Source organism: Alcaligenes nematophilus (genome assembly GCF_026344155.1).
GTDB classification, from domain to species: Bacteria; Pseudomonadota; Gammaproteobacteria; order Burkholderiales; family Burkholderiaceae_B; genus Alcaligenes; species Alcaligenes phenolicus.
In genome coordinates, this window is sequence record NZ_JAPKMZ010000003.1 from 334294 (window position 1) to 357678 (window position 23385).

General features: G+C 57.9%; 22 protein-coding genes. 15 read left to right on the forward strand and 7 right to left on the reverse strand.

Going from position 1 to position 23385, the window contains the following annotated elements; all coding sequences use genetic code 11:
- Nucleotides 1-5: 5 nt before the first annotated feature.
- The 7 genes from OSH04_RS10165 to OSH04_RS10195 form a co-directional block, all read right to left on the reverse strand.
- On the reverse strand, nucleotides 6-1067 hold the full coding sequence (locus tag OSH04_RS10165) for a pentapeptide repeat-containing protein (protein ID WP_266108403.1): 1062 nt from the start codon (nucleotides 1065-1067) through the stop codon (nucleotides 6-8).
- The gene (locus OSH04_RS10170; protein WP_266108404.1) at nucleotides 1067-3589 is read right to left on the reverse strand and encodes a DUF2169 family type VI secretion system accessory protein; all 2523 of its coding nucleotides are present in this window, start codon (nucleotides 3587-3589) and stop codon (nucleotides 1067-1069) included. Before OSH04_RS10170 ends, OSH04_RS10165 begins: the two co-directional genes overlap by 1 nt.
- 119 nt (nucleotides 3590-3708) lie before the next feature.
- Nucleotides 3709-4176, reverse strand: a complete 468-nt coding sequence (locus OSH04_RS10175) for a hypothetical protein (protein WP_238441721.1) — start codon at nucleotides 4174-4176, stop codon at nucleotides 3709-3711.
- Nucleotides 4177-4211: 35 nt separating this feature from the next.
- Complete coding sequence (locus OSH04_RS10180) at nucleotides 4212-6563, reverse strand: type VI secretion system Vgr family protein (protein WP_254002396.1); 2352 nt, start codon at nucleotides 6561-6563, stop codon at nucleotides 4212-4214.
- Between the two features lie 2 nt (nucleotides 6564-6565).
- Nucleotides 6566-7162: a DUF3540 domain-containing protein gene (locus OSH04_RS10185; protein ID WP_060185450.1), complete on the reverse strand. Its 597-nt coding sequence runs from the start codon at nucleotides 7160-7162 to the stop codon at nucleotides 6566-6568.
- 226 nt (nucleotides 7163-7388) lie between these two features.
- A complete protein-coding gene (locus OSH04_RS10190) occupies nucleotides 7389-8582 on the reverse strand; it encodes an acetyl-CoA C-acyltransferase (RefSeq protein ID WP_009455514.1) in 1194 nt (397 codons plus the stop codon).
- A gap of 19 nt (nucleotides 8583-8601) precedes the next feature.
- Nucleotides 8602-11034, reverse strand: a complete 2433-nt coding sequence (locus OSH04_RS10195) for a 3-hydroxyacyl-CoA dehydrogenase/enoyl-CoA hydratase family protein (RefSeq protein ID WP_052159288.1) — start codon at nucleotides 11032-11034, stop codon at nucleotides 8602-8604.
- Between the two features lie 645 nt (nucleotides 11035-11679).
- Between OSH04_RS10195 and OSH04_RS10200 the strand changes: the two genes are divergently transcribed.
- The 15 genes from OSH04_RS10200 (at nucleotide 11680) to hisH (ending at nucleotide 23329) form a co-directional block, all read left to right on the forward strand.
- The gene (locus tag OSH04_RS10200) at nucleotides 11680-12255 is read left to right on the forward strand and encodes a chromate transporter (RefSeq protein WP_060185452.1); all 576 of its coding nucleotides are present in this window, start codon (nucleotides 11680-11682) and stop codon (nucleotides 12253-12255) included.
- Nucleotides 12252-12782 carry a chromate transporter gene (locus OSH04_RS10205; protein ID WP_021447240.1) on the forward strand — a complete coding sequence of 177 codons (531 nt, stop codon included), beginning with the start codon at nucleotides 12252-12254 and terminating at the stop codon, nucleotides 12780-12782. Before OSH04_RS10200 ends, OSH04_RS10205 begins: the two co-directional genes overlap by 4 nt.
- A 186-nt stretch (nucleotides 12783-12968) precedes the next feature.
- Nucleotides 12969-13793 carry an ABC transporter ATP-binding protein gene (locus tag OSH04_RS10210; RefSeq protein WP_266108405.1) on the forward strand — a complete coding sequence of 275 codons (825 nt, stop codon included), beginning with the start codon at nucleotides 12969-12971 and terminating at the stop codon, nucleotides 13791-13793.
- Complete coding sequence (gene mlaE, locus OSH04_RS10215; RefSeq protein ID WP_009455496.1) at nucleotides 13790-14575, forward strand: lipid asymmetry maintenance ABC transporter permease subunit MlaE; 786 nt, start codon at nucleotides 13790-13792, stop codon at nucleotides 14573-14575. Before OSH04_RS10210 ends, mlaE begins: the two co-directional genes overlap by 4 nt.
- Nucleotides 14576-14596: 21 nt before the next feature.
- Nucleotides 14597-15073 carry an outer membrane lipid asymmetry maintenance protein MlaD gene (gene mlaD / locus OSH04_RS10220; protein WP_009455494.1) on the forward strand — a complete coding sequence of 159 codons (477 nt, stop codon included), beginning with the start codon at nucleotides 14597-14599 and terminating at the stop codon, nucleotides 15071-15073.
- 40 nt (nucleotides 15074-15113) lie between these two features.
- Nucleotides 15114-15893 carry an MlaA family lipoprotein gene (locus OSH04_RS10225; protein WP_051359147.1) on the forward strand — a complete coding sequence of 260 codons (780 nt, stop codon included), beginning with the start codon at nucleotides 15114-15116 and terminating at the stop codon, nucleotides 15891-15893.
- Between the two features lie 38 nt (nucleotides 15894-15931).
- Nucleotides 15932-16603, forward strand: a complete 672-nt coding sequence (locus OSH04_RS10230) for an MlaC/ttg2D family ABC transporter substrate-binding protein (protein WP_266108406.1) — start codon at nucleotides 15932-15934, stop codon at nucleotides 16601-16603.
- A 186-nt stretch (nucleotides 16604-16789) separates the two neighbouring features.
- On the forward strand, nucleotides 16790-17581 hold the full coding sequence (locus OSH04_RS10235; protein ID WP_009455490.1) for an ABC transporter ATP-binding protein: 792 nt from the start codon (nucleotides 16790-16792) through the stop codon (nucleotides 17579-17581).
- Nucleotides 17582-17676: 95 nt separating this feature from the next.
- Entirely contained in the window at nucleotides 17677-18435 is a 759-nt protein-coding gene (locus OSH04_RS10240; RefSeq protein WP_042486095.1) for an ABC transporter permease, read from the forward strand.
- A 4-nt stretch (nucleotides 18436-18439) separates the two neighbouring features.
- A complete protein-coding gene (locus OSH04_RS10245) occupies nucleotides 18440-18688 on the forward strand; it encodes a BolA family protein (RefSeq protein WP_009455487.1) in 249 nt (82 codons plus the stop codon).
- Complete coding sequence (gene murA, locus OSH04_RS10250) at nucleotides 18681-19943, forward strand: UDP-N-acetylglucosamine 1-carboxyvinyltransferase (RefSeq protein WP_266108407.1); 1263 nt, start codon at nucleotides 18681-18683, stop codon at nucleotides 19941-19943. The genes OSH04_RS10245 and murA overlap by 8 nt, the downstream gene beginning before the upstream one ends.
- The gene (hisG, locus tag OSH04_RS10255; protein WP_009455485.1) at nucleotides 19940-20614 is read left to right on the forward strand and encodes an ATP phosphoribosyltransferase; all 675 of its coding nucleotides are present in this window, start codon (nucleotides 19940-19942) and stop codon (nucleotides 20612-20614) included. Before murA ends, hisG begins: the two co-directional genes overlap by 4 nt.
- A gap of 129 nt (nucleotides 20615-20743) precedes the next feature.
- A complete protein-coding gene (gene hisD, locus OSH04_RS10260; RefSeq protein ID WP_035269855.1) occupies nucleotides 20744-22048 on the forward strand; it encodes a histidinol dehydrogenase in 1305 nt (434 codons plus the stop codon).
- A gap of 25 nt (nucleotides 22049-22073) precedes the next feature.
- Nucleotides 22074-22661 (forward strand): imidazoleglycerol-phosphate dehydratase HisB, encoded by a 588-nt coding sequence (gene hisB, locus OSH04_RS10265; protein WP_009455482.1) that lies wholly within the window; start codon nucleotides 22074-22076, stop codon nucleotides 22659-22661.
- A gap of 20 nt (nucleotides 22662-22681) precedes the next feature.
- A complete protein-coding gene (gene hisH, locus OSH04_RS10270) occupies nucleotides 22682-23329 on the forward strand; it encodes an imidazole glycerol phosphate synthase subunit HisH (protein WP_009455481.1) in 648 nt (215 codons plus the stop codon).
- Nucleotides 23330-23385: the final 56 nt, after the last annotated feature.

Below are 23385 nucleotides of genomic sequence, written 5' to 3' on the forward strand. Positions count from 1 at the left end.
GCTCCTTATTCAAGATTCATGTGACGCGCGGTCCAGCTCTCAGACTCGTGCAAGGCCGGGTCATTGGGCAGGCAGCCTGCGGCCTGTTCTTGCCCGGCCTTGTCCAGCAAGCAACGATGAAACTGGGTGCGCTCAAAATGTGCGCCATCCCAGCGAGCACGACGGCAATCTGCATACGAGAAATCCGCATAGCGCAGTTGGCTATGCTCGAAACGGGCCCGCTCCAACACTGCCTGCGCGAAGTAGGCCTGCTGCAAAAAAGAGCCACGAAAATCTGCCTCGGGAGCGTGGGCTTGAGCCCACAGACTTTGTGTCAGATCCGCCTCCCGAATCTGCAGTCCTTGAGCCTGTGCCTGAACAAATAAAGCCTGCTTGGCTTGGACCTTGTTCAGCACGGCCTGATTCAAGATGGCAGACTTGAAATTGGTGCCGTAAAGACGAGCGTGGCTTAGATCCGCTTGAGTAAAGTCGGACTCCATCAAGACACTGCCGCTGAAATCCAGCCCCGACAGATCCATGCCCTGGAAATTGCAGGTTTTGGCCGTCACCCTGTGCCAGCGACTACCGGCCAGAGTGCTGCCCCGCCAATCCATTTCGGTGACCACCACATCTTCCAGACGGGTCGACTGCAAGGACAAGTCCCCTGCGCGGCAGCCAGTCCAAGTGCAACGCTGCAAAAGAGCTTGGTCGAAGTTGCCCGATTGCAAAATGCATTGCGCCCAGTGAGTGTCGCTCCAGGCTCCGCCTTGCCAGATAGCGCCCTGTAAATCACAGTCCTGCCACATTACCTCCCTAGCCTGGACATGCTTGCAGGACAAGCCGATCAACACGCATTCCATAAAGGCGCAGCCATCCAGCACACTGGCATCCAGTACTGCTCCGCTCAAGTCACATTGATGAAAGCGGCTACCCGCCAGATTGACGCCCAAGGCTTGCACACGCGGCAGGCGGCAAGCGATGAACACCGCTCCTGAATAATCGCCCGGTGGCAAATACAGATCGCTGATGTCCAGTCCCAGCAAAGGCTCGCCTTGCCGAATGCGCAAACGCAAAGCATGTGCGTCCATCAGGCTTGTCCCCCGGCAGGATCGCGACGTGCCGTGCGTAAATACAGATTGCGGCTGCGGGTACGCGCATCCGTTTGCAAACCCATCAAATCAGCGCGGAAGAAGTTCACGGTATCCAGCATCGTGCCTTGAACATTCGCGCCCCCGGCCAGGCTATTGCTCATATCCACCTTGTTCATGATGGCTTGGCTAAAGTCAGTCTCGATCAGAATGCAGTCACTTAGGCGGGCCTGCGTCCATTGCGACCCCTGGAGATTGGCACCGGATAAATCACAGCGAATCAGTTGGGCCTGTTCAAAACAGGATTGCGACAAATCCAGCCCACGCAAATTACTTTCTTCCAAGCGGGCACCGCGCCAGTCCGACCCCGGCATAGCCACGCCGGACACCACGCTTTGACGCCAGCGGCTGTCACGGCAATCGAGCACACCGTCCAACAGACCCAGCAGCCAGGACGTGTCCTCCAGGCTGGAGCCCCTCAAGGACAGGTCCCGCAGATCACAGTCCAGCCAAGCGCATTGCTGCAACTGGCAATCCAGATAAGACAATTCGGACAAGCGCGAGCGCATCAAATATTGCACGCCACTTAACTGCGAGGTCTCGAAGGTGCAGCGCAGCAAGTCCACATCCAGCCACTCCTGCTCCTGAAGGTTCGACTGCTGGAACAAGACATCCTGCCAACTGGACTCGCGCGGCTGCCATCGGGCCGCCTGCACCTGACGAAACTGTACGGATTGCAGTACTGCCGCACTGAAATCCACATCATCCAATTGGGACTGATTGAATTGAACCTGCTCCAATCGCGCCCGCACAAATGTGGCTCCCGAGCAATCAGCTCCTGCAAACGTGCCTTGCCGTAGAACCGCATCGTTAAAGCAGGTGCCAACACAGCGCACCCCGGAGAAATCGAAGTCCTGCAAATGCAAACCGCTCAAGTCCAGGCCAGACAGATTGCGAGTTCCGGCCAGAATCAACTCCACTCGCCTGCGCAAACGCTGCTGACGCAGATCAGAGGCAGCAGGCGGTGCAGGGGCATAGGTTTGCATCGCACGTCTGGCCTGCTCCATAGGTTTGGATAGCAAGCCGGACACAGGCGCCTGGTCGCTGGCCGCTGCATCCAGCTCGCACAACATGCGCTGTGTATCACGAGCCGTCACACGAGTGCCGGCCTGATCCTGAAAGGGAGATTCACGCTGCAAGTCCTGCACTTTCGCCATGCCCTCTTCCATCTGCTGACGCGCATCCCATTGCTGGCGATTGGCTTGGCGCACTTCCTGCACCCAATCCGTTCGGTCCACATCCATAGGTTTGGGAGGCCCAGCCTGCGCCAAGGAAAACAGCTCGTTCTGCCAAGCCGGGTGTTCCTGTGCCGCGTCCTGCGCCCAGCGCTCCAGGCGCATCCGCATGGTCAGGGACAAGGGGTCGTCTGCGCTAGTCTGAAAATCATCCAAAGGTGCGCAGCAGTCAGCGGGTAGCAAATCCTGGTCGCGCAAGGCAAATAATCCGGCCTGATCGCCTTCGCTACGCAAGCGCAGCACTTGCTCGTAATGATCCTGGCCACGCGCTTGGCCCAAGGGCTCCAGGGCAGGCATTAATAAGTTCACATCTTGCGCCTGCGCATCCTGAAGCGGCACGCTCCCTTGGTACAGCAGGAGCATGTGGCCCAAATCAGGAAAGAACCAAACGGTGGTGTGCCGCAGGTCCAGCTTTTGCAGACCAGGTAGACGACGATCCTGATACCAGCAGATCGCCTCCCACTGCGGCAAGCTGCCACTCCACCGGGGTCGCTGGGCGTGCAGATGGTGTAGTTCCCAAGAACTGTCTGCGGGCCAATGACCTTGCTCACGCCACCACTGGTCCGGTTCAGCAGCATTGAAAAAATGTGGGTCCAGGCTGTCCAGCATCATGCCTGGATCGCCTTGCTGCCAGGCGGGGTCATAACGGCCCGCCAAACGAAAGCGACGTGGTCGCAAAGGCGATACCGGCCCCAAACCCGCTGGACGGCCCTGCTGGCCAGAACGGTGCAAGCGCCCTTCCCAAGGCTCTACCTGCGGCAAGCAAAGCGGTTCGCCCGGACTGGCTGCTTCCATTCCCATGCCGGCGGGATTATCGGGATACTGCGGCCCGCCCCAGCTACGGCTGCCATCCAAAGGCACGCGGGTAAAAGGCTCTGCCTCCCCCGGTCTGCCTTGCCGCCACTGACGTTGCCCAAATACAGCCAGCTGCTTTTCTATCGGGCCGACACGTGCTTGTACTGCCAGTTGGGATACCGGCTCACCACCAGGAGCGCAGGCATGGCCAGAGACCAGAAACTCTGCACAAGGTTTGGGCAAGGCCAGATCCAGCACATCGTCGCCCTGCATCAGGCCGGATACGCTTTGCCACATACGTGCATCGGTGCTCAAGACATGCGGGGCATCCATGGAACACCAGGCCTGTACCGACACGCTTAGCGCGTGTTGTCCGCGCCAGCTCCAGGGGCGTGCCAAAACACCCAAGCGCAAGGGCTTTACGATGCGCATGGGACTTGTCCTTTGGGAGAGCACGAGCAGGACTGACTTGGAGCAGGAGCACTGTCCGACTGCTCCGGACCCGCGTGTGCGTCATCCCCGATCAACTGCGAAGCCAGCGCCACCATCAATCAATCCCCATAGGAGTTGGCGGCGGGTTTCAACTGCAGGGTCACCTGTTCACGGTTCAGGGCGCACAGCTGAGCATTGGCCGGATCGCACAGTACGCTGACCCAATTACCCGGTTTGAATCGCTTGTTCAGTTCGGGCTGCACCAGCACATCCACATGGGTTTTCTGACCATCCACGTCCAGGCCCAGGCGCACTAGCGGATAAGCAGATTTGAAGACTTCTGGCAGCAGCTCGTCCTGAGAGACGATCATTGCCTGTTGGGGGACGACTTCGGCACGATGCAGACGCTGATACAAGAGCTCTTCAGGACGGGCACGCCAATAGCGCGTAAAACCCCTGTACCCCGCCACAAAACCGCCCACTGCGATCAGCATGGGCAAGATGACCAGATAAGGCAGCCAATCTCGCCATTCCAGGGCAATACCAATCGAAATCATGATGGCTCCCATCAAAGCGCTGAAAGCCATCCATATAATCTGTCCCAGCATCGTCGCGGACGTCCTTAAAAAAAGATGTGCAAGCCGGACTTGGCCAAACGCAGAGCCGAACTGCCGACGCGCACCGCCTGCTTGCCCAGATACACCGCACTGGTCTTGATCGCGGCGTAGGCTTTCTCGTCCTTGAAGGCCGAGTGGTCCATCTTCATGACGGCAGCCTGGAAATTGACCAGATAGCCCTGCGCCCGAATACCCCAGGCATCCAGCGAGGAAATCGTGCCGTTCAGGCGGAACCCCGTCACTTTTTCGGTATGCGGAATCCACCATTTTTCAATACCTGTGACATTCACCTTCCAGCTAGGCGTGGTGATGTTCACGCCCGCTGCGGCGGTAATGTCCACAGGACCGGAAATGCTTTTGGTCAGATTGCCAGTCAGGGTGTCAGTGATATTGCCGGTGGTGGTCAGGTCCACATCACCTGTAATGGTTTCTTTGACATCGCCAGTCACGGTGTAATCCACCGCGCCGGTAATCGTGCGGGTGTAATCGCCGGTTTGGGTGGAGTTGCGAGTGCCGGTGATGGAATCCGTGACATCGCCCGTGACCGTATGAGTGACCTCGCCGGTGATGGTTCGGGTCAAATCACCGGTCAAGGTGTCGGTGACATTGCCCGTCACGGTACGCGTCACATCACCGGTATGAGTTCGGGTCTGCTCGCCTTCTATGGTTTCAACCAGATCCCCGATGACCGTACGTACGACGCCGCTATTAAATGTCTCGGTTTCCAGATCCTGCACCGTTGTCGTGCGGGTTGCCATGACGCTCAAGGTATCGTGGCCTGTGACCACAGTAGTCCGGTTACCGTCGACGGTATGGGTTTCATCACCCTCGACTTCCGTATCCAGATTGCGCTCAGCATGCAGCCAGATACGCTCCTGCCCGGCTCTGTCCTCGAACATGAAGGCGTTGGCGTTGCTGGGATCACCGTCTTTGGAACGACTTAAAAAGCCGCTTTGTGTGGCATTGTCCGGAAGGTTCCAGGGCGGCATATTACTGGCGTTATACACACGACCGACGGCAATGGGCCGGTCCGGGTCACCCCCCAGAAAATCCACAATCACTTCGTCGCCCACTCGGGGCAGTTGAATGCCCCCAAAGCCGCCACCTGCCCACGGGCTGGAAACACGCAGCCAGCAGGAGCTGTTTTCATTGGCCTGCCCGTAGCGATCCCACAAAAACTGCACCTTGATGCGACCATATTGATCAGTCCACAGTTGCTCGCCGCTCTTGCCCACCACCTTGGCCGTTTGCGGGCCGTAGGTACGCGGAATAGGTGTGCGTCGCAAAGGGCGATACGGCTGGCTGGACGGGATCACCAGAAAATCAATGAAGTAGTGACTGGCCATGCCGCTCTCGCCGGTATGGCCTACATCCAGAAAGTCGTAATCGACCTGGGTCACCAGATAATCGCGGTTGTCCTCGGGGCGCGGATGATTGCGCACGGACAGCAAATAACCCGGCGCGACACCACGCGCATTAGTCTGGGCTTGTGCCTGGCTACGTACTGCCTGCAAGGCTTCCAGCCGCAAGCGGGAGTAATGTTCACCATGTTGAGGCTCGGTGTAGCCACCCGCCCATTCGTAGACTTCCAGATCACCCAAGGCGTGTTCAGCCGGGTTGCTACGCGTGGCGTCCAGGCTGGCTCCCGGCTTGCAATAGTCGTAGTCAGCGGTCGCGTAGCGGCCCGGAGTGACTTGCTCATACGGGTGCCAGGCATGGATATGCTCAACATCGGGATGCGCTACCCGATCGGGGGAAACAAAGGGCAGCTCAGAAAGCCAGGGCGCAGCCGCATGTTGACCCACATCGTCGGCCATCACCAAGGTATGGGCGCCATTACGATGCTCAAACCAGTAGTAAATCCCCTCGCGCTCCATCAAGCGGCTAACAAACTGAAAGTCGCTTTCCTGATACTGAACGCAATAGGTTTGACGCGGGTAGTCCTGCGTCAGGCGCGACTCCCAGGCAAAGGGGTAGCGGCCCAGCACATCCTGCAAAACCTCGGGCACGGTCTTTTCCTGAAAGATCCGGCTGTCCATGTTCTGGCTCAAGAACCAGAGCCAGGGGCGCAAGGTGGCCCGATACGTGTAGAAGCGGTCGCTGCGGCCGGTTTTACCCATCAGGCGAAATGCGCTGATACGACCATCCAGAAAGCGCGGCACTGCAAAAGGTGTTTTGATTTCCAGGCTCAGGGACTCGCCCAGCAAGCTGCGCAAATCCAGCAAGGGGGTATTGCAGACCACATCCACCTGCAATTCAAAAGGCTGGGACAAGGCTTCCCGACCTTGCAGAGCCTGAAATAGCAAGACTTCCGGCCCGAGCGGGCTATGCACTTGTACAAGGCGTTCTGTCAGCATGCTTACCCCATATGGATTTGGTCAGCGTCGACTTTGACCAGCTCGCGCGCAGTCATCAAGGTATGGCGGGCATGCAAACGCATTTGATGCTGGGCCTGCACATCCATGCGGCCCCCACGCCAACGCTCCTCTTTTTCAGTCAGACGAAATACGTGATTGCACACTTGGGACAGGCGATCCGCCACGGTTTCCTGCACGCGCGACAAAATCCGCAGCGTGCCTGCGGTCAGGCTCATCTCCCGGCCAGACTGGCGCAAATGGCCACCTGCCTGCAAAGTCAGGTCCGCCTCGGACTGGATATGTACCCCACCCTGGGCCGCCTGCACATGCAAGCCCTGCTCGGCGATCAGATGCAAAGCCCCGCCCTCGGGTCGCTCCAGCACGGCGAACACATAGGCCTGCTCGCCATCGGCACCGCCTACCCAGACCTTGTCGCCCACTTGCGGCTGCACCAGGCAACTGACGGCCTGCGGCACAATCCAGCAGCGCTCGCCGCAGTCGACTTCAAACTGCCCCGACTCCAGACGAGCCTTGACCCGTCCCTGCCAGAACATGGGGGGAACGTGCAGGCTGGACACCATGCGCGAGGGCAATCCCATACATCCTCCGTGTGAGCTGTTCAACACAATGAAAAGGACTATGGCCCGAGCCCATGTCTACTCTATGACAACAACAAAACTTTACTTTTTTGACATTTAGCGGGTTTTAAGCAAATTTGCTTACACGTATTGTGCTATTGCCCACCGATGCGGGGGACGCCCCAATAAAAAAGCCGCCCGAAGGCGGCTTTGTCCAGCAACGATAGAAACAGCAGCAGATCAGAAATTATGTCCGCTCGAAAATCCCGGCGGCTCCCATGCCTGTACCGATACACATGGTGAGCATGCCGTATTTCAGCTGACGACGCTGCAAGGCATGAACCACGGTGGCGGCACGCATGGCACCAGTCGCACCCAGAGGGTGACCCATGGCAATAGCACCACCCAGCGGATTGACGCGCTCGGGGTCCAGGCCCAAATCACGAATCACCGCCAGAGATTGAGCAGCAAAGGCTTCGTTCAGCTCGATCCAGTCCATCTGGTCTTGCTTCAGGCCAGCCAAGGCCAGCGCATGAGGCACGGCTTCTTTAGGACCGATACCCATGATTGCTGGCGGCACACCACGGACCGAGAAAGTCACGAAACGGGCCAGCGGAGTCAGATTGTGCTCGCGCAAGGCGCGTTCGGAAACAACCAGCAAGGCACCTGCCCCGTCCGAAGTCTGCGAACTGTTGCCGGCCGTGACCGAGCCACGCGCCGCAAATACGGGGCGCAGCTTACCCAGCACTTCCAGGCTGGTATCAGGGCGTGGACCCTCATCACGATCAACCACTTGAGTTTTGACGGAGATTTCCTGCGTGCTCAGGTTGGGTTGACGACGTGTCACCGTCACAGGCAGAACTTCGCCCGTGAACTCGCCCGATTCCCACGCCTTGACGGCTTTCTGGTGTGAAGCCAGGGCAAACGCGTCCTGATCTTCACGGGAGACTTTCCACTGACGCGCTACTTCTTCAGCGGTCAGACCCATGCCGTAAGCGATCCCGTAGTTCTCGTCCGAAGTGAAAATCTCGGGGCTGAACGTGGTATTCACGCCCATCACCGGCACCTGACTCATGGATTCCACACCCGAAGCCACGATGATGTCTGCCTGGCCCGTACGGATACGGTCAGCAGCAATCGCAATGGCGCTCAAACCCGAGGCGCAGAAGCGGTTGACGGTCATCCCGGCCACGGTATGAGGCAGGCCTGCCAGCAAGGCAGAAATACGCGCAACGTTAAAACCTTGCGGGCCTTCAGGCAGGGCGCAACCAGCCACCACTTCTTCAATGGCGGCAGGGTCCAGTTTGGGCACATCGGCCAGCATGCCGCGAATGGCTTCTGCCAAGAGCTCGTCAGGACGGTAGGACGAAAACACACCGCGAGGCGCTTTTCCAATGGGCGTACGCTTGGCAGCGACGATATAAGCTTGTTGTACAGTCATGTCTACTCCTTGATCCGCTCTAGTTACGCACTGGCTTGCCAGTGGTCAGCATCCCAGTAATACGTTCCTGGGTCTTGGGGGAATTGAGCAGCTCCAGGAAGGCCTGCCGCTCTTGCGCCATCATCCAGGCTTCATCCACCAGCGAGCCTGGATCCACATCGCCCCCGCAGATCACGGTTACGACCTTCTCGGCAATATGGAAGTCATATTCCGAGATGAAACCACCTTCTTTCATGTTCACCAGCTGAGCTTTCAGCGTGGCAATGCCATCGCGACCAGCAACCGGGAAGCGACGTGGCAATGGAGCACGCCAACCGGCGCTGGCCAGAGCCTGTGCCTGACGAACGGCCACGTAAACCAGTTCCTGACGGTTCATGACGATGGTGTCGGACTCTTTCAGGAAGCCAAGCTGACGCGCATCCAGAGCGGAGCGCGACACTTGTGCGCTGGCGATAGCCAGAGCAAAACGCTTCAGGTAGGCCAGCAACGGGGCATCAGGTGCACCCATGGCTTGCAGTTCAGCCGAGCGACGAGCCGAGTAAGCCAGACCACCTGCGCCTGGAACCAGACCCACACCCACTTCAACCAGACCAATGTAGGACTCGAAGTGAGCGACGCGGTGCGCGCAATGCACAGCCAGTTCGCAACCACCACCCAGAGCCAGACCGGCAACCGCAGCCACCACAGGCACCTGGGCGTAGCGGATACGCAGAACCATGTCCTGCATGGCGCGCTCTACAGGCTCAACACCGGCCACGCCTTCTTTCTCGAACACGGGCAAAATGGCTTTCAGGTCAGCGCCAGCGGAGAATGGATCACCATCCTGGGCCACCACCAGAGCCTGATACGAGGCTTCAGCCAGCTCAATCGCCTTGAACATGCCATTGACCACACCAGGGCTCAGCGTGTGCATCTTGGTCTTGAAGGACACGATCAGCACGTCTTGCGGGTGCGGTGCAGGCAGCGTCCAGCAGCGTACCGACTCATCCTCGAAAACCGTGGTGGTTTCCAGAGACTCGACCTCGCCCACCAGCAAAGGTGTGCCAATGTGGCGCAGGTAAACAGGCAGATCGCTACGGCCTTCAAAGCGGCTTTGCGACGGATTCCAGGAACCGGCAGCGGTATGCACGCCTTGCGCTTCCCACACAGGACCACGAGTCGCCCAGTCTGGCAGCGGCTGGCTGCTCAGTGTCTTGCCGTCTTGAATATCCTGGTTGATCCATTCGGCCACCTGACGCCATCCGGCAGCCTGCCAGATCTCGAACGGGCCTTGCTTGTGACCAAAGCCCCATTTCAAGGCCAGATCCAGCTGACGGGCGTTGTCGGCAATGTCTTGCAGATGAATGGCGCTGTAGTGGAAGGTGTCGCGCAGCACCGCCCACACGAATTGAGCCTGAGGCTTGTCGGACTCGCGCAGCTGGCGCAGGCGCTCAGCCGGGTCACGTACAGCCAGAATGGCAGCGACATCGGGATCGATCTTCTGGTCAGCGGCCACGTAATCGCGCTGTTGAGCATCGAAACGCTGGATTTCACGGCCCTTCTTGCGGAAGAAACCGGCACCGGTCTTTTGACCCAAAGCACCTGCATCAATCAGGCCCTGCACTTCTGGTGGCAGGCCAAAGTGTGCTTTGAAGCTGTCATCGGGCAGCTGATCCTGCATGGTGCGGATCACGTGTGCCAGAGTGTCCAGGCCAACCACGTCAGCGGTACGGTAAGTACCCGATTTGGCGCGACCCAGACGTGTACCCGTCAATTCATCAACCTGCTCGTAAGTCAGGGAGAAACGACGAGCCTGCTCGAACACGGACAGAATGCCAAAAACACCAATGCGGTTACCGATGAAATTGGGGGTGTCTTTGGCGCGAACCACGCCCTTGCCCAGTTGCGATACCAGGAAGGTTTCCAGAACATCCAGCAGCTCTGGCTGGGTGTATTTCGTGGGGATCAGCTCCACCAGGCTCATGTAGCGTGGCGGATTGAAAAAGTGCACGCCGCAAAAACGTGGACGCAGCGCTTCCGGCAAAACATCTGCCAGGGAAGTGATGGACAGGCCGGACGTGTTGCTGGCGATGATGGCATTAGGGTTCAGTGCTGGCCCGATCTTGCGGTACAGATCCTGTTTCCAGTCCAGACGCTCGGCAATGGCTTCGATCACCAGATCGCAATCGGCCAGACGGTCCAGATTGTCGTCGTAGTTGGCGGGCTCGATCAGGTCGGCCAGGTCTGGCGTACCCAAAGGAGCGGGATTCATTTTGCGCAGATTGGCAATGGCACGCAGGGCGATGCCATTTTTGGGCCCCTCGCGGGCGGGCAGATCAAACAGAACTACTGGTATGCCTGCATTCACGCAATGGGCGGCAATTTGCGCGCCCATGACGCCGGCACCGCATACGGCGACCCGACGCAAGGTACGGGCACTGCCCGTCACTGCACTGGCTGAACTAGATGTCATAGGTTTGTCTCCAGGAAACTGAAACCCCACGCAGCATAAGGTCCCAAACGGACGCTCTACGATGCGAGGCAATCGAATAATCGTACACGCACAACCGCTTTTACGACCATAAAGTCTTTTTTATTTTCAATCAAAGATGGGTATAGATCAAATCCATCTTCATGAAACTGTCCATGTTTGGATCCGGATCGGGCTGATCAGCCGCTCCAGCAAGCCACCATAAATTCAAACGATCGTTTCAATCTCTTTTATTTCAACAGATTGAACCCATAAAAAGCTCATTACACCCTTCATTAGCCGCCGGAAGCCCCCGTCCCCTCAAGTGGGCATCACACATGGTTTCAAGTTATTTTTTTAATTCTTTTCTTATTTATTTCAATTCATTTTTTATTTAATTTTTGCACCCACTTTAATTAATTTTTATCTTTAAATATTTCAAACAAATAAGCAGCGCTTGAGGGTAGAAAAAAATTTGAACGACCGCTGCCCGACAGCCGTTTTCTTGCCAATAAAGGCCACGCCGCACCCCCAGCAAGAAGGATCAGGCCGCCACCCGAGCGCACAAGAGGGCAAAAACGGCTTAATTTGTATGCCAGAATGTTCAAACTTCCACTTTTGACGAGCCCTATCCGCCTTCATTGCTCTATGACCCGGTCTCAAGAAGCTGCCCCTTTATCCTTAAGCGCTCTATTTCTGATCTTTGCCCGCATTGGCCTGACCAGCTTTGGTGGGGGCTTGAGTGGCTGGTTAATGCGTGAGTTTGTTGTTCAGCGGCGCCTGATGAGCCAGGCAGATTTTCTTAGCGGTCTGGCGCTGTCCCAAGCACTGCCCGGCATCAATGTGGTGAACCTCTCTATATGGATTGGTTATCGTCTGCTGGCCGGGCCTGGGGCGTTAGTTGCCACGCTGGGCATGGTGCTTCCCCCGCTACTGCTGGCCATTTTGATGCTGATTGGTCTGGAACAACTGACGGGCTCTACCCTGGTGCCTCAAGTCATGGCCGGAATTGCCGCCGCCGCTATTGGCCTGTCTCTTGAAATGGGCGTACGCTCGGCGCGCAGCGCCGCCACCGGAATCGTGCCCATTGCCCTCATGTTGGCCGTTTTTGTCGGCATTTTCGTCATGGAATGGAGCCTGATCCCCGTTATTCTGATCTGTGCACCGCTGTCCGTCTGGTATGCCTGGCTGCAACTTGGAGACAAAGCGGTGGAGCAATCATGATCACGGTTTTGCTCCAGCTCATGCGCGTCTTTGCGCCCCTGTCTTTTCTGACCATAGGGGGCGGGCAAAGCATCATCCCGGAGATTCACCGGCAATCGGTAGAAATCCATGGCTGGCTCAGCAATCAGGAATTTCTGGATCTGTTCGCCCTGTCGCGCCTGACACCCGGCCCGAAATCCTTGCTTGTAACCCTGGTGGGCTGGAAGGCGGCTGGCTGGGCCGGTGCCCTGGCCGCATCCGTCGCCATTTTCCTGCCCTCTGCCCTGCTGATCTATTACCTGGCAACAATCTGGAAGCGCTATGAGGGCACACGCATCATCCGCGCCATTGAAATTGGTCTGCTGCCCATTGCCGCCGGCATGATCCTGGCCGCCAGCGGCACAATTCTGAAAGCGGCCCAGGGCGGACTGTGGGCCTGGGGCACGGCTCTGGCCTGTACGGCCATTTTGCTGCTAAGTCGCATCAACCCTTTATGGTTGCTGGCAGGCGGCGGATTGCTGTTCGCCTTGATACAACCCGCTATCTAAAACAAATTCGACACAAAAAAGGGCGACTTCACCACCAAAGCCGGTTTGAAGTAAGTGGCTGTATCAAGAGCCACAAAATGGCTCATAAAAGCGCCACGATCCCGCCCCCATAGCGCGCAAGACATTGAGACGCCGGAGCTGCAAGCGGTACAATAGCAGGTCCTTTTATCCCCTTTTGCCCGCGACATGGTTGTAAATACTGACCGAGCCGTACTAAATCTGGACTCCGCCTCGCTGGGCTACGGTGCCTTTACCGTGCTCGCGGACGTGTCCATGACCGTTCAGAAAGGTCAGGTCGTCGCCATGATGGGGGGGTCAGGTTCCGGAAAAACAACACTTCTGCGTGCTGCGACCGGACAAATTCGTGCTCAGAAAGGGAGTGTTACGGTTTTTGGCCAGGACTTGGCCAAGCTGGACGGCGAGGCTCTGCGCCAGACGCGTCAACGCATGGGTGTGCTGTTTCAACAGGGTGCCCTGTTTACTGACCTGAACGTGTTTGAAAACGTGGCGTTTCCCCTGCGGGAGCTGACGAACGACTCCGAAATCGCCATTCAGGACCGTGTACTGGACAAGCTGGATGCCGTTGGCCTGCGCGCGGCTGCCCATTTGGGCATCAATGAAATTTCTGGCGGCATGGCTCGCCGGGTTGCCTTGGCCCGTGCCATTGTGCTGGAGCCCGAGCTGATTCTGTACGACGAACCCTTTGCCGGCCTGGACCCTATTTCCATGGGCATTACCGCGCAGCTGATTCGCGACCTGACCGACCGCCTGAACTGCGCTTCAGTATTGATTACGCACGATGTGGCCGAATCCTTTGCGATTGCCGACCAGGTTTATATTGTTGGCCAGGGACGTTTGCTGACCCAGGGCACGCCCACCGAGCTGCGCGCTTCCAAGGATCCTTACGTGCAGCAGTTCCTGCGTGGTGAACCCGACGGCCCTATCGCCTTTAACTATCCCGTCACCCCGGCTTTTGAAGCCTGGCTCCAGAATCGGACGACGCGCTCATGAATTTCATCACCGCCCCGATTAGCGCGCTAGGCGCTGCGATACGCAATAGCATCTACGGCCTGGGTGCCTTCAGCCGCCTGTTCGTGGCCTTGCTGGCCCGGTCTTCCCTGCTGTGGCGTCGCCCCCGTCTGGTTTCCCAGCAAATCCACTTTATTGGCAACTATTCGCTGCTGATCATTGCCGTTTCCGGGCTGTTCGTGGGTTTTGTGCTGGGCTTGCAAGGTTATTACACACTGAACCGCTATGGTTCCGAAGAGGCCTTGGGCCTGCTGGTCGCCCTGTCTCTGGTACGTGAACTGGGACCGGTTGTCACGGCCCTGCTGTTTGCAGGCCGAGCCGGAACATCATTAACCGCCGAAATCGGCTTGATGAAGGCCGGTGAACAGATTGCCGCCATGGAAGTCATGGCGGTGGACCCCTTGCGCCGCCTGCTGGTACCGCGCTTTTGGGGCGGCATTATTGCCATGCCCATTCTGGCCGCCGTGTTCTCCATGGTCGGCATTCTGGGCGGCTATGTCGTCGGTGTGCAGATGATCGGCATTGATGCGGGCGCCTTCTGGTCGCAAATGCAAAACGGTGTCGATGTGATTGATGACGTACTCAACGGAGTGATCAAAAGCCTGGTGTTTGGCCTGATCGTGACCTTGATTGCGCTGTATATGGGCTGGCATGCCAAGGCCACGCCCGAAGGCGTTTCTCGCGCGACCACACGCACGGTCGTCAGCGGCGCTTTGGCGGTATTGGGCACGGACTTCCTGCTCACCGCCCTTATGTTCAGTTAACTATTTAGGAATTGCTCAGCTATGAATCGCGAGAAAACCGATTTCTGGGTTGGCCTGTTTGTTTTGCTGGGGCTGGTCGCACTGGCATTCCTGGCCCTGCGTGCGGGTAACCTCAGTTCTTTTTCCTTTGCCAAGACCTACCAGGTATCGGCCAAGTTCGATAATCTGGGTGGTCTGAAACCACGCGCTCCCATCAAGGCCAGCGGTGTGGTCGTTGGCCGGGTTGGCTCCATTGGTTTTGACAACCAGGACTTCAAAGCCGTGGTCACCCTGGATATGGACGAGCACTACAAGTTTCCTGTCGACACCTCGGCCTCCATCCTGACGTCAGGCCTGCTGGGCGAACAGTACATTGGCCTGACTGCGGGTGGCGACGACAAGGACCTGCAAGGTGGCAGCACCATTACCTATACTCAAAGCGCGGTTGTGCTGGAAGAACTGATCAGCAAGTTCCTCTACAACACGGCCTCCAAGGACGGCGGCTCCAAATCGGAGTAAGCAAACCCGCCCGTTCATGCTCATTACAGACGACACAACCATGAATACAACAACTCGCCGCTCTTACTCCCTGCCTCGTGGAGTCCGTTTGAGCCTGATCGGTGCCAGTGCTGCGCTTGTGGCCGGTTGCGCCAGTGTGCCCAACCCCAACCCCCAGGACCCCTGGGAAGGCATGAACCGTGGCATCTACGCCTTTAACGAAACCGTGGACGGCGCGCTGATCAAACCGATTGCAGAAGGCTACAACGCCCTGACGCCTCAGCCTGCACGCACATGTATTAGTAACATTTTCAACAACCTGGGCGATGCCTGGTCGGCCGTCAACAGCTTCCTGCAAGGCGAGCACGTTGACTTCTTCAACACCCTGGGTCGCGTCCTGTTCAACTCGACCATGGGCCTGGGCGGTTGTATTGACGTTGCCACCATGAACGGCTCCAAGCGCATCCCCAACGACTTTGGTGTGACGCTGGGCGTATGGGGCGTCAAATCTGGCCCTTACGTGGTTCTGCCCTTCTTTGGCCCCAGCACCGTTCGCGACGGTGTGGCACGTGGCACCAGCTTCCTGGAAGGCTTCTCCTCCACGGGTCCGATCATGGCGATCAAGGATGTACCGGTACGCAACAGCATCTTGGGTTTGTGGGCCTTGGATGCCCGTGCTGGCGTGCTGGATGCAGAAAAACTTGTTAACGACATCGCCCTTGACCGCTACAGCTTCATACGCGACGCTTACCTGCAACGACGCCATGCGATGGTGCAAGCCCGCCGCACCGGTGGCGACACCAGCCAGGACCTGCCTGACTACTCGGACGCAGACGAATAAAAACGCGCTGCCCGCAGAACATTCTTCTGGAGTTTTTTATGATTTCCCGTCCCGCCTTGGGCGGGACTGCTTTGCAGTCCTCCCCCTCTCGCCTGATTTCCTGGATCCTGACCGTCTGTGCGGCCCTGGCTCTGTGTTTGCACGCCGTCGCAGCCCAGGCACAAGTTGCAGATCCCAAAGGGGAGCCCAACAAGTTTGTTGAATCGGTCGGTAATCAAGCATTGCAAGTGGTCAAGGAAAGCGACGCCATCCGCAAGGGTGACCGCGCTGCCATTCTGGCTGCCGTGAACGAAAACATCATGCCCTACGTGAACCTGGAAAAGACGACACGTCTGTCCGCTGGCCGCTACTGGCGTCAAGCCAGCCCCGAACAGCGTCAGAAGCTGGTCGAAGCGTTCAAGGGCACCTTGGTGCGTACCTACAGCGGAGCCTTGTCCCGCGTGGATGACAAGACACAGCTGACCATCCTGCCGTTCCGTGGCGATGCCACTGCAGACGACGTGGTGGTGCGCTCCTCGCTGACTCAATCCAACGGTGGCCCGGTTGGCGTGGATTACCGTCTGGAAAAAACACCTGAAGGCTGGAAAATCTACGACTTGAACGTGGAAGGCATCTGGCTGATTCAAAACTACCGCAACCAGTTTGCCCAGCAAATTGAGCAAGGTGGCATTGATGGCCTGATTCAGGCGCTGAACAAGCAAAACAGCTAAGACAGGCCGTGGCAAGCACGGGCGCTTTGGTCGGGCATTCTTAAGCAGACCAGAGTCGTACTCTATAATAAAGAGCCTGATCACCCCCAAACAGGTCTACGCCCATGCGTAGGCCTGTTTAGTTAACAAAGACGCTACAGCGACGACTTACACCGCCACACCCGCGTCAGGCCAACCCAAATTGCCATGTCCGCCTTCAAACTCGATAACGTCAGTAAACGCTTCGCTCCCCAAAGCCGGGGACTCAAAAGCCTGTTTTCCCCTCCCCGTTCCGATGCCGGTTTTCTGGCCGTCGATCAGGTCAGCCTGACTATCGAACATGGTGAATTTTTCGGCTTGCTCGGCCCTAACGGCGCCGGCAAAACAACCCTGATTTCCATGTTGGCCGGCCTGACCCGTCCCACCAGCGGCCAGGTCAGTGTCTGTGGTTACGATGTGCGCACCCAGTATCAAAAAGCCCGCCAATCGCTGGGCGTGGTGCCACAGGAAATTGTTTACGATCCCTTTTTCACCGTCCGTGAAACCTTGCGTCTGCAATCGGGCTACTTTGGCCTGAAAAACAATGACGACTGGATCGACGAGATTCTGGCCAATCTGGCCCTGAGCGACAAGGCCGATGTGAACATGCGCGCCTTGTCCGGCGGCATGAAGCGCCGCGTTCTGGTCGCCCAGGCGCTGGTGCACCGCCCCCCTGTCATTATTCTGGATGAACCCACTGCCGGTGTGGACGTGGACCTGCGCCGCACGCTGTGGGAGTTCATCATTCGCCTGAATCAACAAGGTCACACCATCTTGCTGACCACCCACTATCTGGAAGAAGCCCAGGCCCTCTGTGGTCGCCTGGCCATGCTTAAAAGTGGCAAGATCGTCGCCCTGGATACCACGCAAGCCATTATGGAGCGCGCAGGCGGCCACGATCTGGAGGATGCATTTGTGCGCATCATGCACAACGAAGGAAAAATGGGAGTCGCACTGTGAACCAGAACAATTCTCCCAAACACTGGGGCGTGCCTCAAAACACGGACGCCCCCGCTGCCAAGATCGGCACCCTGAGCCTGCCCCCTCAGCCCAAGATGGGCTCGGGCTTTCCTACGCTGCTGCGCAAAGAGCTGATGCGTTTCTGGAAAGTGGGCTTTCAGACCATTGCTGCGCCCGTTTTGACGGCGCTGATGTATTTGCTGATTTTCGCCCACGTCCTTGAAGGCCGCGTCACGGTATACGACTCCGTGCCCTACACCGCCTTCCTGATTCCGGGCCTGATGATGATGAGCATGTTGCAAAACGCTTTTGCGAACCCGTCCTCATCACTGATCCAAAGCCGCATCACTGGCAATCTGGTCTTTATCCTGCTGCCACCGCTGTCGCACCGCGAGATTTTCGCCGCCTATCTGCTGGCGTCCATCGCCCGCGGTGTCTGTGTGGGCCTCTGTGTGTGGCTGGTGTCGCTGTTCTTCGTTTCCCTGCCTGTGGCCAAGCCTTTATGGGTATTGGTGTTTGCCGTCATGTCTTGCGGCATCATGGGCACCTTGGGTCTGATCGCCGGACTGTGGTCTGAAAAGTTTGACCAACTGGCCGCGTTCCAGAACTTTCTGATCATGCCTGCAACATTCCTGTCGGGCGTGTTCTATTCGATTCATAGCCTGCCGCCGTTTTGGCAAACTGTTTCACACTGGAACCCGTTGCTCTATACCATTGACGGGTTCCGCTACGGTTTTTTTGCCGCCTCGGATATTTCTCCCTGGTTCAGCCTGACCGTTGTCGCCAGCGTCTTTGTTGCGCTGTGTCTGATTTCGCTACGCCTGCTTGCCTCAGGCTATAAATTACGGAATTGATTTCATGTTGCCGACCCCCGAACAAGTTCACCAATACATTGCCGACAACCTGCCCTGTGAACACTTGCAAGTGCAAGGCGATGGTTCGCACTTTGAGGCCCTGATCGTCAGCACCGCCTTTGAAGGCAAACGCCTGATTGCGCGTCACCAACTGGTTTACAAAGCCCTGGGCGACCGGATGAAAGCCGAAATCCACGCCCTGTCCATGCGCACGCTTACCCCCGACGAATACAAGGCCAATCCGAATGGATAAATTACGCATCACGGGCGGACAACGCCTGAATGGCGAGATCACCGTCTCTGGCGCCAAAAACGCCGCCCTGCCCATTCTGTGCGCCAGTCTGCTGACTGCCGACACGGTGTACCTGGACAATGTCCCGCGTCTGCGTGACATCGACACCACCCTGAAGCTGTTGGGACAGTTGGGTGTCTCCCAGGAGCGCAATGGCACGCTGGAGCTGAATGCAGGCAACATCACCAATCTGGAAGCGCCCTACGAACTGGTGAAAACCATGCGCGCCTCCATTCTGGTGCTGGGCCCCCTGCTGGCCCGCTTTGGCGAGGCCCGCGTCAGCCTGCCCGGTGGATGCGCCATTGGTCAGCGCCCTGTAGATCAGCACATCAAGGGTCTGGCGGCCATGGGTGCAGAAATCCATGTCGAGCACGGCTTTGTGAATGCCCGCGCCAAACGCTTGCGCGGTGCCGTGGTGCGCACGGATATGGTGACGGTGACCGGCACCGAAAACCTGATGATGGCCGCCGTTCTGGCTGAAGGCCAAACCATTCTGGAAAACGCAGCCCGCGAACCGGAAATTATTGATCTGGCCGAGCTGCTGATCAAAATGGGTGCCAAAATCCAGGGCCACGGTACCGACCGTATCGTCATTGACGGTGTCGAACGCCTGCACGGTGCCAAACACACCATCTGCCCCGACCGTATTGAAGCCGGTACGTTCCTGTGCGCCGTTGCCGCTACCGGTGGCGAACTGACCTTGCGCAATACCGATGCTGACGCCATGGGCGCCACGCTGGACAAGCTGCGCGAAGCCGGACTGCAGATTGAAACCGGCCCGGACTGGATCAAGGCCAGCATGAATGGTCGCCCCAAGGCGGTCAGCTTCCGTACCAGCGAATACCCCGGCTTCCCCACGGACATGCAGGCTCAATTGATGGCACTGAACACCATTGCCGACGGCACCGCCTCGGTCGTGGAAACCATCTTTGAAAATCGCTACATGCACGTACAGGAACTGAACCGACTGGGTGCACAGATCGATATCGAAGGCCATATGGCCGTCGTTACCGGCGCTCCTTACCTGACTGGCGCCACCGTCATGGCAACCGACCTGCGTGCGTCGGCCAGCCTGGTCATTGCAGGCCTGGCGGCTCGGGGTGACACTACCGTCGAACGCATCTACCATCTGGACCGTGGCTACGACCGCATGGAAGCCAAGCTTCAAGCCGTAGGCGCCAACATCGAGCGAATCAGCAGCAAGGAAACCCAATGAGTCCCGCCGGTTTAAATCAACCTCTGACGCTGGCCTTGTCCAAAGGCCGGATTTTTGACGAAACCCTGCCCTTGCTGGAAGAGGCAGGCATCAAGGTGCTGGAAAGCCCCGAAACGTCGCGCAAACTGATCCTGCCCACCAATAACCCGGACCTGCGTCTGATTATTGTGCGTGCCACCGACGTGCCAACCTACGTGCAATACGGTGCCGCCCATATCGGAATTGCCGGCAAGGATGTGCTGTACGAGCACATGGAACAGCACCCCGGCGGTCTGTACCAGCCCGTGGACCTGAACATTGCCCGTTGCCGCCTGTGTGTGGCCGTGGCCGAAGGCTTTGACTACCATTCGGCCGTCAAGCAAGGTTCACGCCTGCGTATCGCCACCAAATACACCCGCGCTGCCCGCGAACACTTCGCCAGCAAAGGCGTATATGTGGACTTGATCAAGCTGTATGGCTCCATGGAACTGGCTCCGCTGGTCGGTCTGGCCGACGCCATTGTGGACCTGGTCTCCAGCGGCGGCACCTTACGTGCCAACAAGCTGGTGGAAGTGGAAGACATCACCCCCATTTCCTCGCGCTTGATCGTCAATCAGGCTGCCATGAAGAACCGTGGTGCCCAGTTGCAACCCCTGATCGACGCTTTCTCTCGCGCTTCGGTAGACGAGTAAAACTTCCCCTGCCACGGGCGGGGGATAAACAGCCTGACAATCCTGCTTGCGCAAAAGGCGCAGACCGCCTTTTGCCTAAGCGAAATGTTATACACTGGCCCTTGAACCTTAGCTTTTTCCTATAGCGACATGTCACTGATCCATCGCCTGACCTCCCAATCCGCCCAGTTCGATGCCGAACTGCGCACTCTACTGGCTTACGAAGCGTCCGAAGACGCGTCTATCGAGCACGCTTGTGCCGAAATTCTGCATCGTATCCAGCATGAAGGGGACACGGCCTTGCTGGATTACACCCAGCGCTTTGACCGACTGGCTGTTGAACAGGCCTCGGCACTGGAAATCTCCAAAGAAGAACTGTTTGCGGCTCTGGACAGCCTGCCTGCCGATCAGCGCAAGGCACTGGAACAGGCCGCCGAGCGTGTGCGTCGTTACCACGAGCATCAGCGCACTGAAACCTGGACCTACACGGAAGCCGATGGCACCGTGCTGGGTCAGCAAGTTACTCCCTTGGACCGTGTGGGACTGTATGTCCCCGGTGGCAAGGCCGCTTACCCCTCCTCGGTTCTGATGAACGCCATTCCTGCCAAAGTGGCTGGTGTTCCAGAACTGATCATGGTCACGCCTACACCCGATGGCGTGCGCAACCCCATCGTGCTGGCGGCTGCCGCCCTGGGCGGTGTCGATCGCGTGTTCACTATTGGTGGCGCGCAGGCTGTAGGCGCTTTGGCTTACGGTACGGACACCATCCCGCCGGTAGACAAGATTGTCGGCCCCGGCAACGCCTATGTCGCCGCTGCCAAACGCCGCGTCTTTGGCGTCGTTGGCATCGACATGATTGCCGGCCCGTCCGAAATCCTGATCATCAGCGACGGCAGTGCTCCTGCTGACTGGGTGGCGATGGACCTGTTCTCCCAGGCGGAACACGACGAGCTGGCCCAGGCCATCTTGCTGTGTCCCGATGCGGACTTCCTGGACCAGGTTGAAGCGGCCATCGAACGTCTGCTCCCCACCATGCCACGCGCGGACATCATCCGTCGCAGCCTGTCTGGTCGCGGTGCCCTGATCCACGTCCGCGATCTGGACGAGGCCTGTAAGATCAGCAACCATATCGCGCCGGAACACCTGGAAGTCTCTACCCGTAACGCCCAGGACTTGTTGGGCAAAATCCGCCATGCTGGCGCCATTTTCCTGGGCCCCTACAGCTCCGAATCGCTGGGCGATTACTGTGCCGGGCCTAACCATGTCCTGCCGACGGCACGCACTGCGCGTTTCTCGTCACCTTTGGGCGTCTACGATTTCCAGAAACGCAGCAGCATTATTCAGGTTTCAGAGTCAGGCGCCCAAACATTGGGACCCATAGCCGCTACGCTGGCACAAGGCGAGGGCCTGTACGCCCACGCTGCCAGCGCGCAATTCCGATTGAACCAATCCTGATACCGGCCTTGCCGCCGGCACTGATATGCGTACCGCCGAGATTACCCGCAATACCAATGAAACCCGCATCCGCGTGGCCGTTAACCTGGACGGCACCGGCCGTCACTCGCTCAACAGCGGCGTGCCCTTTCTGGACCACATGCTGGACCAGATCGCCCGCCACGGTCTGATTGACCTGGACGTGCACTGTGAGGGCGACACCCACATCGATGATCACCACACTGTCGAGGATATCGGCATTGCACTGGGCCAGGCTTTTGCCAAGGCCGTAGGCAGCAAAGCCGGTCTGCGCCGCTACGGCCATGCCTATGTGCCCTTGGACGAGTCGCTCTCGCGCGTAGTGGTGGACTTCTCCGGTCGCCCCGGCCTGTTTTATTTTGTGCCCTTTACCCGCGCACGAATCGGCCAGTTCGATGTAGACTTGGCACGCGAGTTTTTCCAGGGTTTTGTCAATCACGCCCTGGTTTCTATGCACATCGATAACCTGCGCGGCGAAAACGCACACCACCAGTGCGAAACCGTGTTCAAAGCCTTTGGCCGAGCATTGCGTATGGCTCTGGAGCTGGACCCACGTAGCGAAGGCGTGGTGCCTTCGACCAAAGGGGTTCTGTAAACGCCCTTCGGACACACATCGTGACCACTATCGCTATTGTCGATTACGGTTCGGGCAACATTTTCTCGGTTGCCCGAGCACTGCATGCCGCCGCACCTGATGCGCGCATCGTTCTTGCTCAAACCCCTCAAGCCATTCTGGATGCGGACCGGGTTGTCTTACCCGGCCAGGGTGCCATGCCCGATTGCATGGCCCACCTGGACCAATCCGGTTTGCGCGATGCCTTGCTGACAGCCGCCCGCAACAAGCCCCTATTGGGCATCTGCGTAGGCGAACAAATGCTGTTCGATTCCAGTCAGGAAGGCAATGTCCCCTGTTTAGGTCTGATTCCCGGCCAAGTGCGCCGTTTTGAGGGCCCGAACTACAAAAGCAGCGACCACGCCTCCGGCCCCGGGCTGAAAGTGCCCCATATTGGCTGGAACCGCGTACACCAGACTCAGGATCATCCCTTATGGGCTGGCATTGAGGATGGCGCGTTCTTTTACTTTGTTCATAGCTACTTTGTCGATCCGCTGCATATAGATCAAACTTGTGGTTCGACGCACTATGGCCAACGCTTTACCTCGGCGATAGCAAACGCTAATATTTTTGCGTTGCAATGCCATCCTGAGAAAAGCGCAGACAACGGCCTGCAACTGTTCCGGAATTTCGCCAACTGGAAGCCATGATTTTTCAAGCAAGCTTCCCGGCGTTGTTCTGACTTTTTCCGACCCAGTATTTCTTA

Bases quoted from the DNA above. Each gene is read 5' to 3' on its own strand.
- OSH04_RS10165 (WP_266108403.1), bottom strand. From the start codon at position 1,067: ATGGACGCACATGCTTTGCGTTTGCGCATTCGGCAAGGCGAGCCTTTG.
- OSH04_RS10170 (WP_266108404.1), bottom strand. From the start codon at position 3,589: ATGCGCATCGTAAAGCCCTTGCGCTTGGGTGTTTTGGCACGCCCCTGG.
- OSH04_RS10175 (WP_238441721.1), bottom strand. From the start codon at position 4,176: ATGGCTTTCAGCGCTTTGATGGGAGCCATCATGATTTCGATTGGTATT.
- OSH04_RS10180 (WP_254002396.1), bottom strand. From the start codon at position 6,563: ATGCTGACAGAACGCCTTGTACAAGTGCATAGCCCGCTCGGGCCGGAA.
- OSH04_RS10185 (WP_060185450.1), bottom strand. From the start codon at position 7,162: ATGGGATTGCCCTCGCGCATGGTGTCCAGCCTGCACGTTCCCCCCATG.
- OSH04_RS10190 (WP_009455514.1), bottom strand. From the start codon at position 8,582: ATGACTGTACAACAAGCTTATATCGTCGCTGCCAAGCGTACGCCCATT.
- OSH04_RS10195 (WP_052159288.1), bottom strand. From the start codon at position 11,034: ATGACATCTAGTTCAGCCAGTGCAGTGACGGGCAGTGCCCGTACCTTG.
- OSH04_RS10200 (WP_060185452.1), top strand. From the start codon at position 11,680: ATGACCCGGTCTCAAGAAGCTGCCCCTTTATCCTTAAGCGCTCTATTT.
- OSH04_RS10205 (WP_021447240.1), top strand. From the start codon at position 12,252: ATGATCACGGTTTTGCTCCAGCTCATGCGCGTCTTTGCGCCCCTGTCT.
- OSH04_RS10210 (WP_266108405.1), top strand. From the start codon at position 12,969: ATGGTTGTAAATACTGACCGAGCCGTACTAAATCTGGACTCCGCCTCG.
- mlaE (WP_009455496.1), top strand. From the start codon at position 13,790: ATGAATTTCATCACCGCCCCGATTAGCGCGCTAGGCGCTGCGATACGC.
- mlaD (WP_009455494.1), top strand. From the start codon at position 14,597: ATGAATCGCGAGAAAACCGATTTCTGGGTTGGCCTGTTTGTTTTGCTG.
- OSH04_RS10225 (WP_051359147.1), top strand. From the start codon at position 15,114: ATGAATACAACAACTCGCCGCTCTTACTCCCTGCCTCGTGGAGTCCGT.
- OSH04_RS10230 (WP_266108406.1), top strand. From the start codon at position 15,932: ATGATTTCCCGTCCCGCCTTGGGCGGGACTGCTTTGCAGTCCTCCCCC.
- OSH04_RS10235 (WP_009455490.1), top strand. From the start codon at position 16,790: ATGTCCGCCTTCAAACTCGATAACGTCAGTAAACGCTTCGCTCCCCAA.
- OSH04_RS10240 (WP_042486095.1), top strand. From the start codon at position 17,677: ATGGGCTCGGGCTTTCCTACGCTGCTGCGCAAAGAGCTGATGCGTTTC.
- OSH04_RS10245 (WP_009455487.1), top strand. From the start codon at position 18,440: ATGTTGCCGACCCCCGAACAAGTTCACCAATACATTGCCGACAACCTG.
- murA (WP_266108407.1), top strand. From the start codon at position 18,681: ATGGATAAATTACGCATCACGGGCGGACAACGCCTGAATGGCGAGATC.
- hisG (WP_009455485.1), top strand. From the start codon at position 19,940: ATGAGTCCCGCCGGTTTAAATCAACCTCTGACGCTGGCCTTGTCCAAA.
- hisD (WP_035269855.1), top strand. From the start codon at position 20,744: ATGTCACTGATCCATCGCCTGACCTCCCAATCCGCCCAGTTCGATGCC.
- hisB (WP_009455482.1), top strand. From the start codon at position 22,074: ATGCGTACCGCCGAGATTACCCGCAATACCAATGAAACCCGCATCCGC.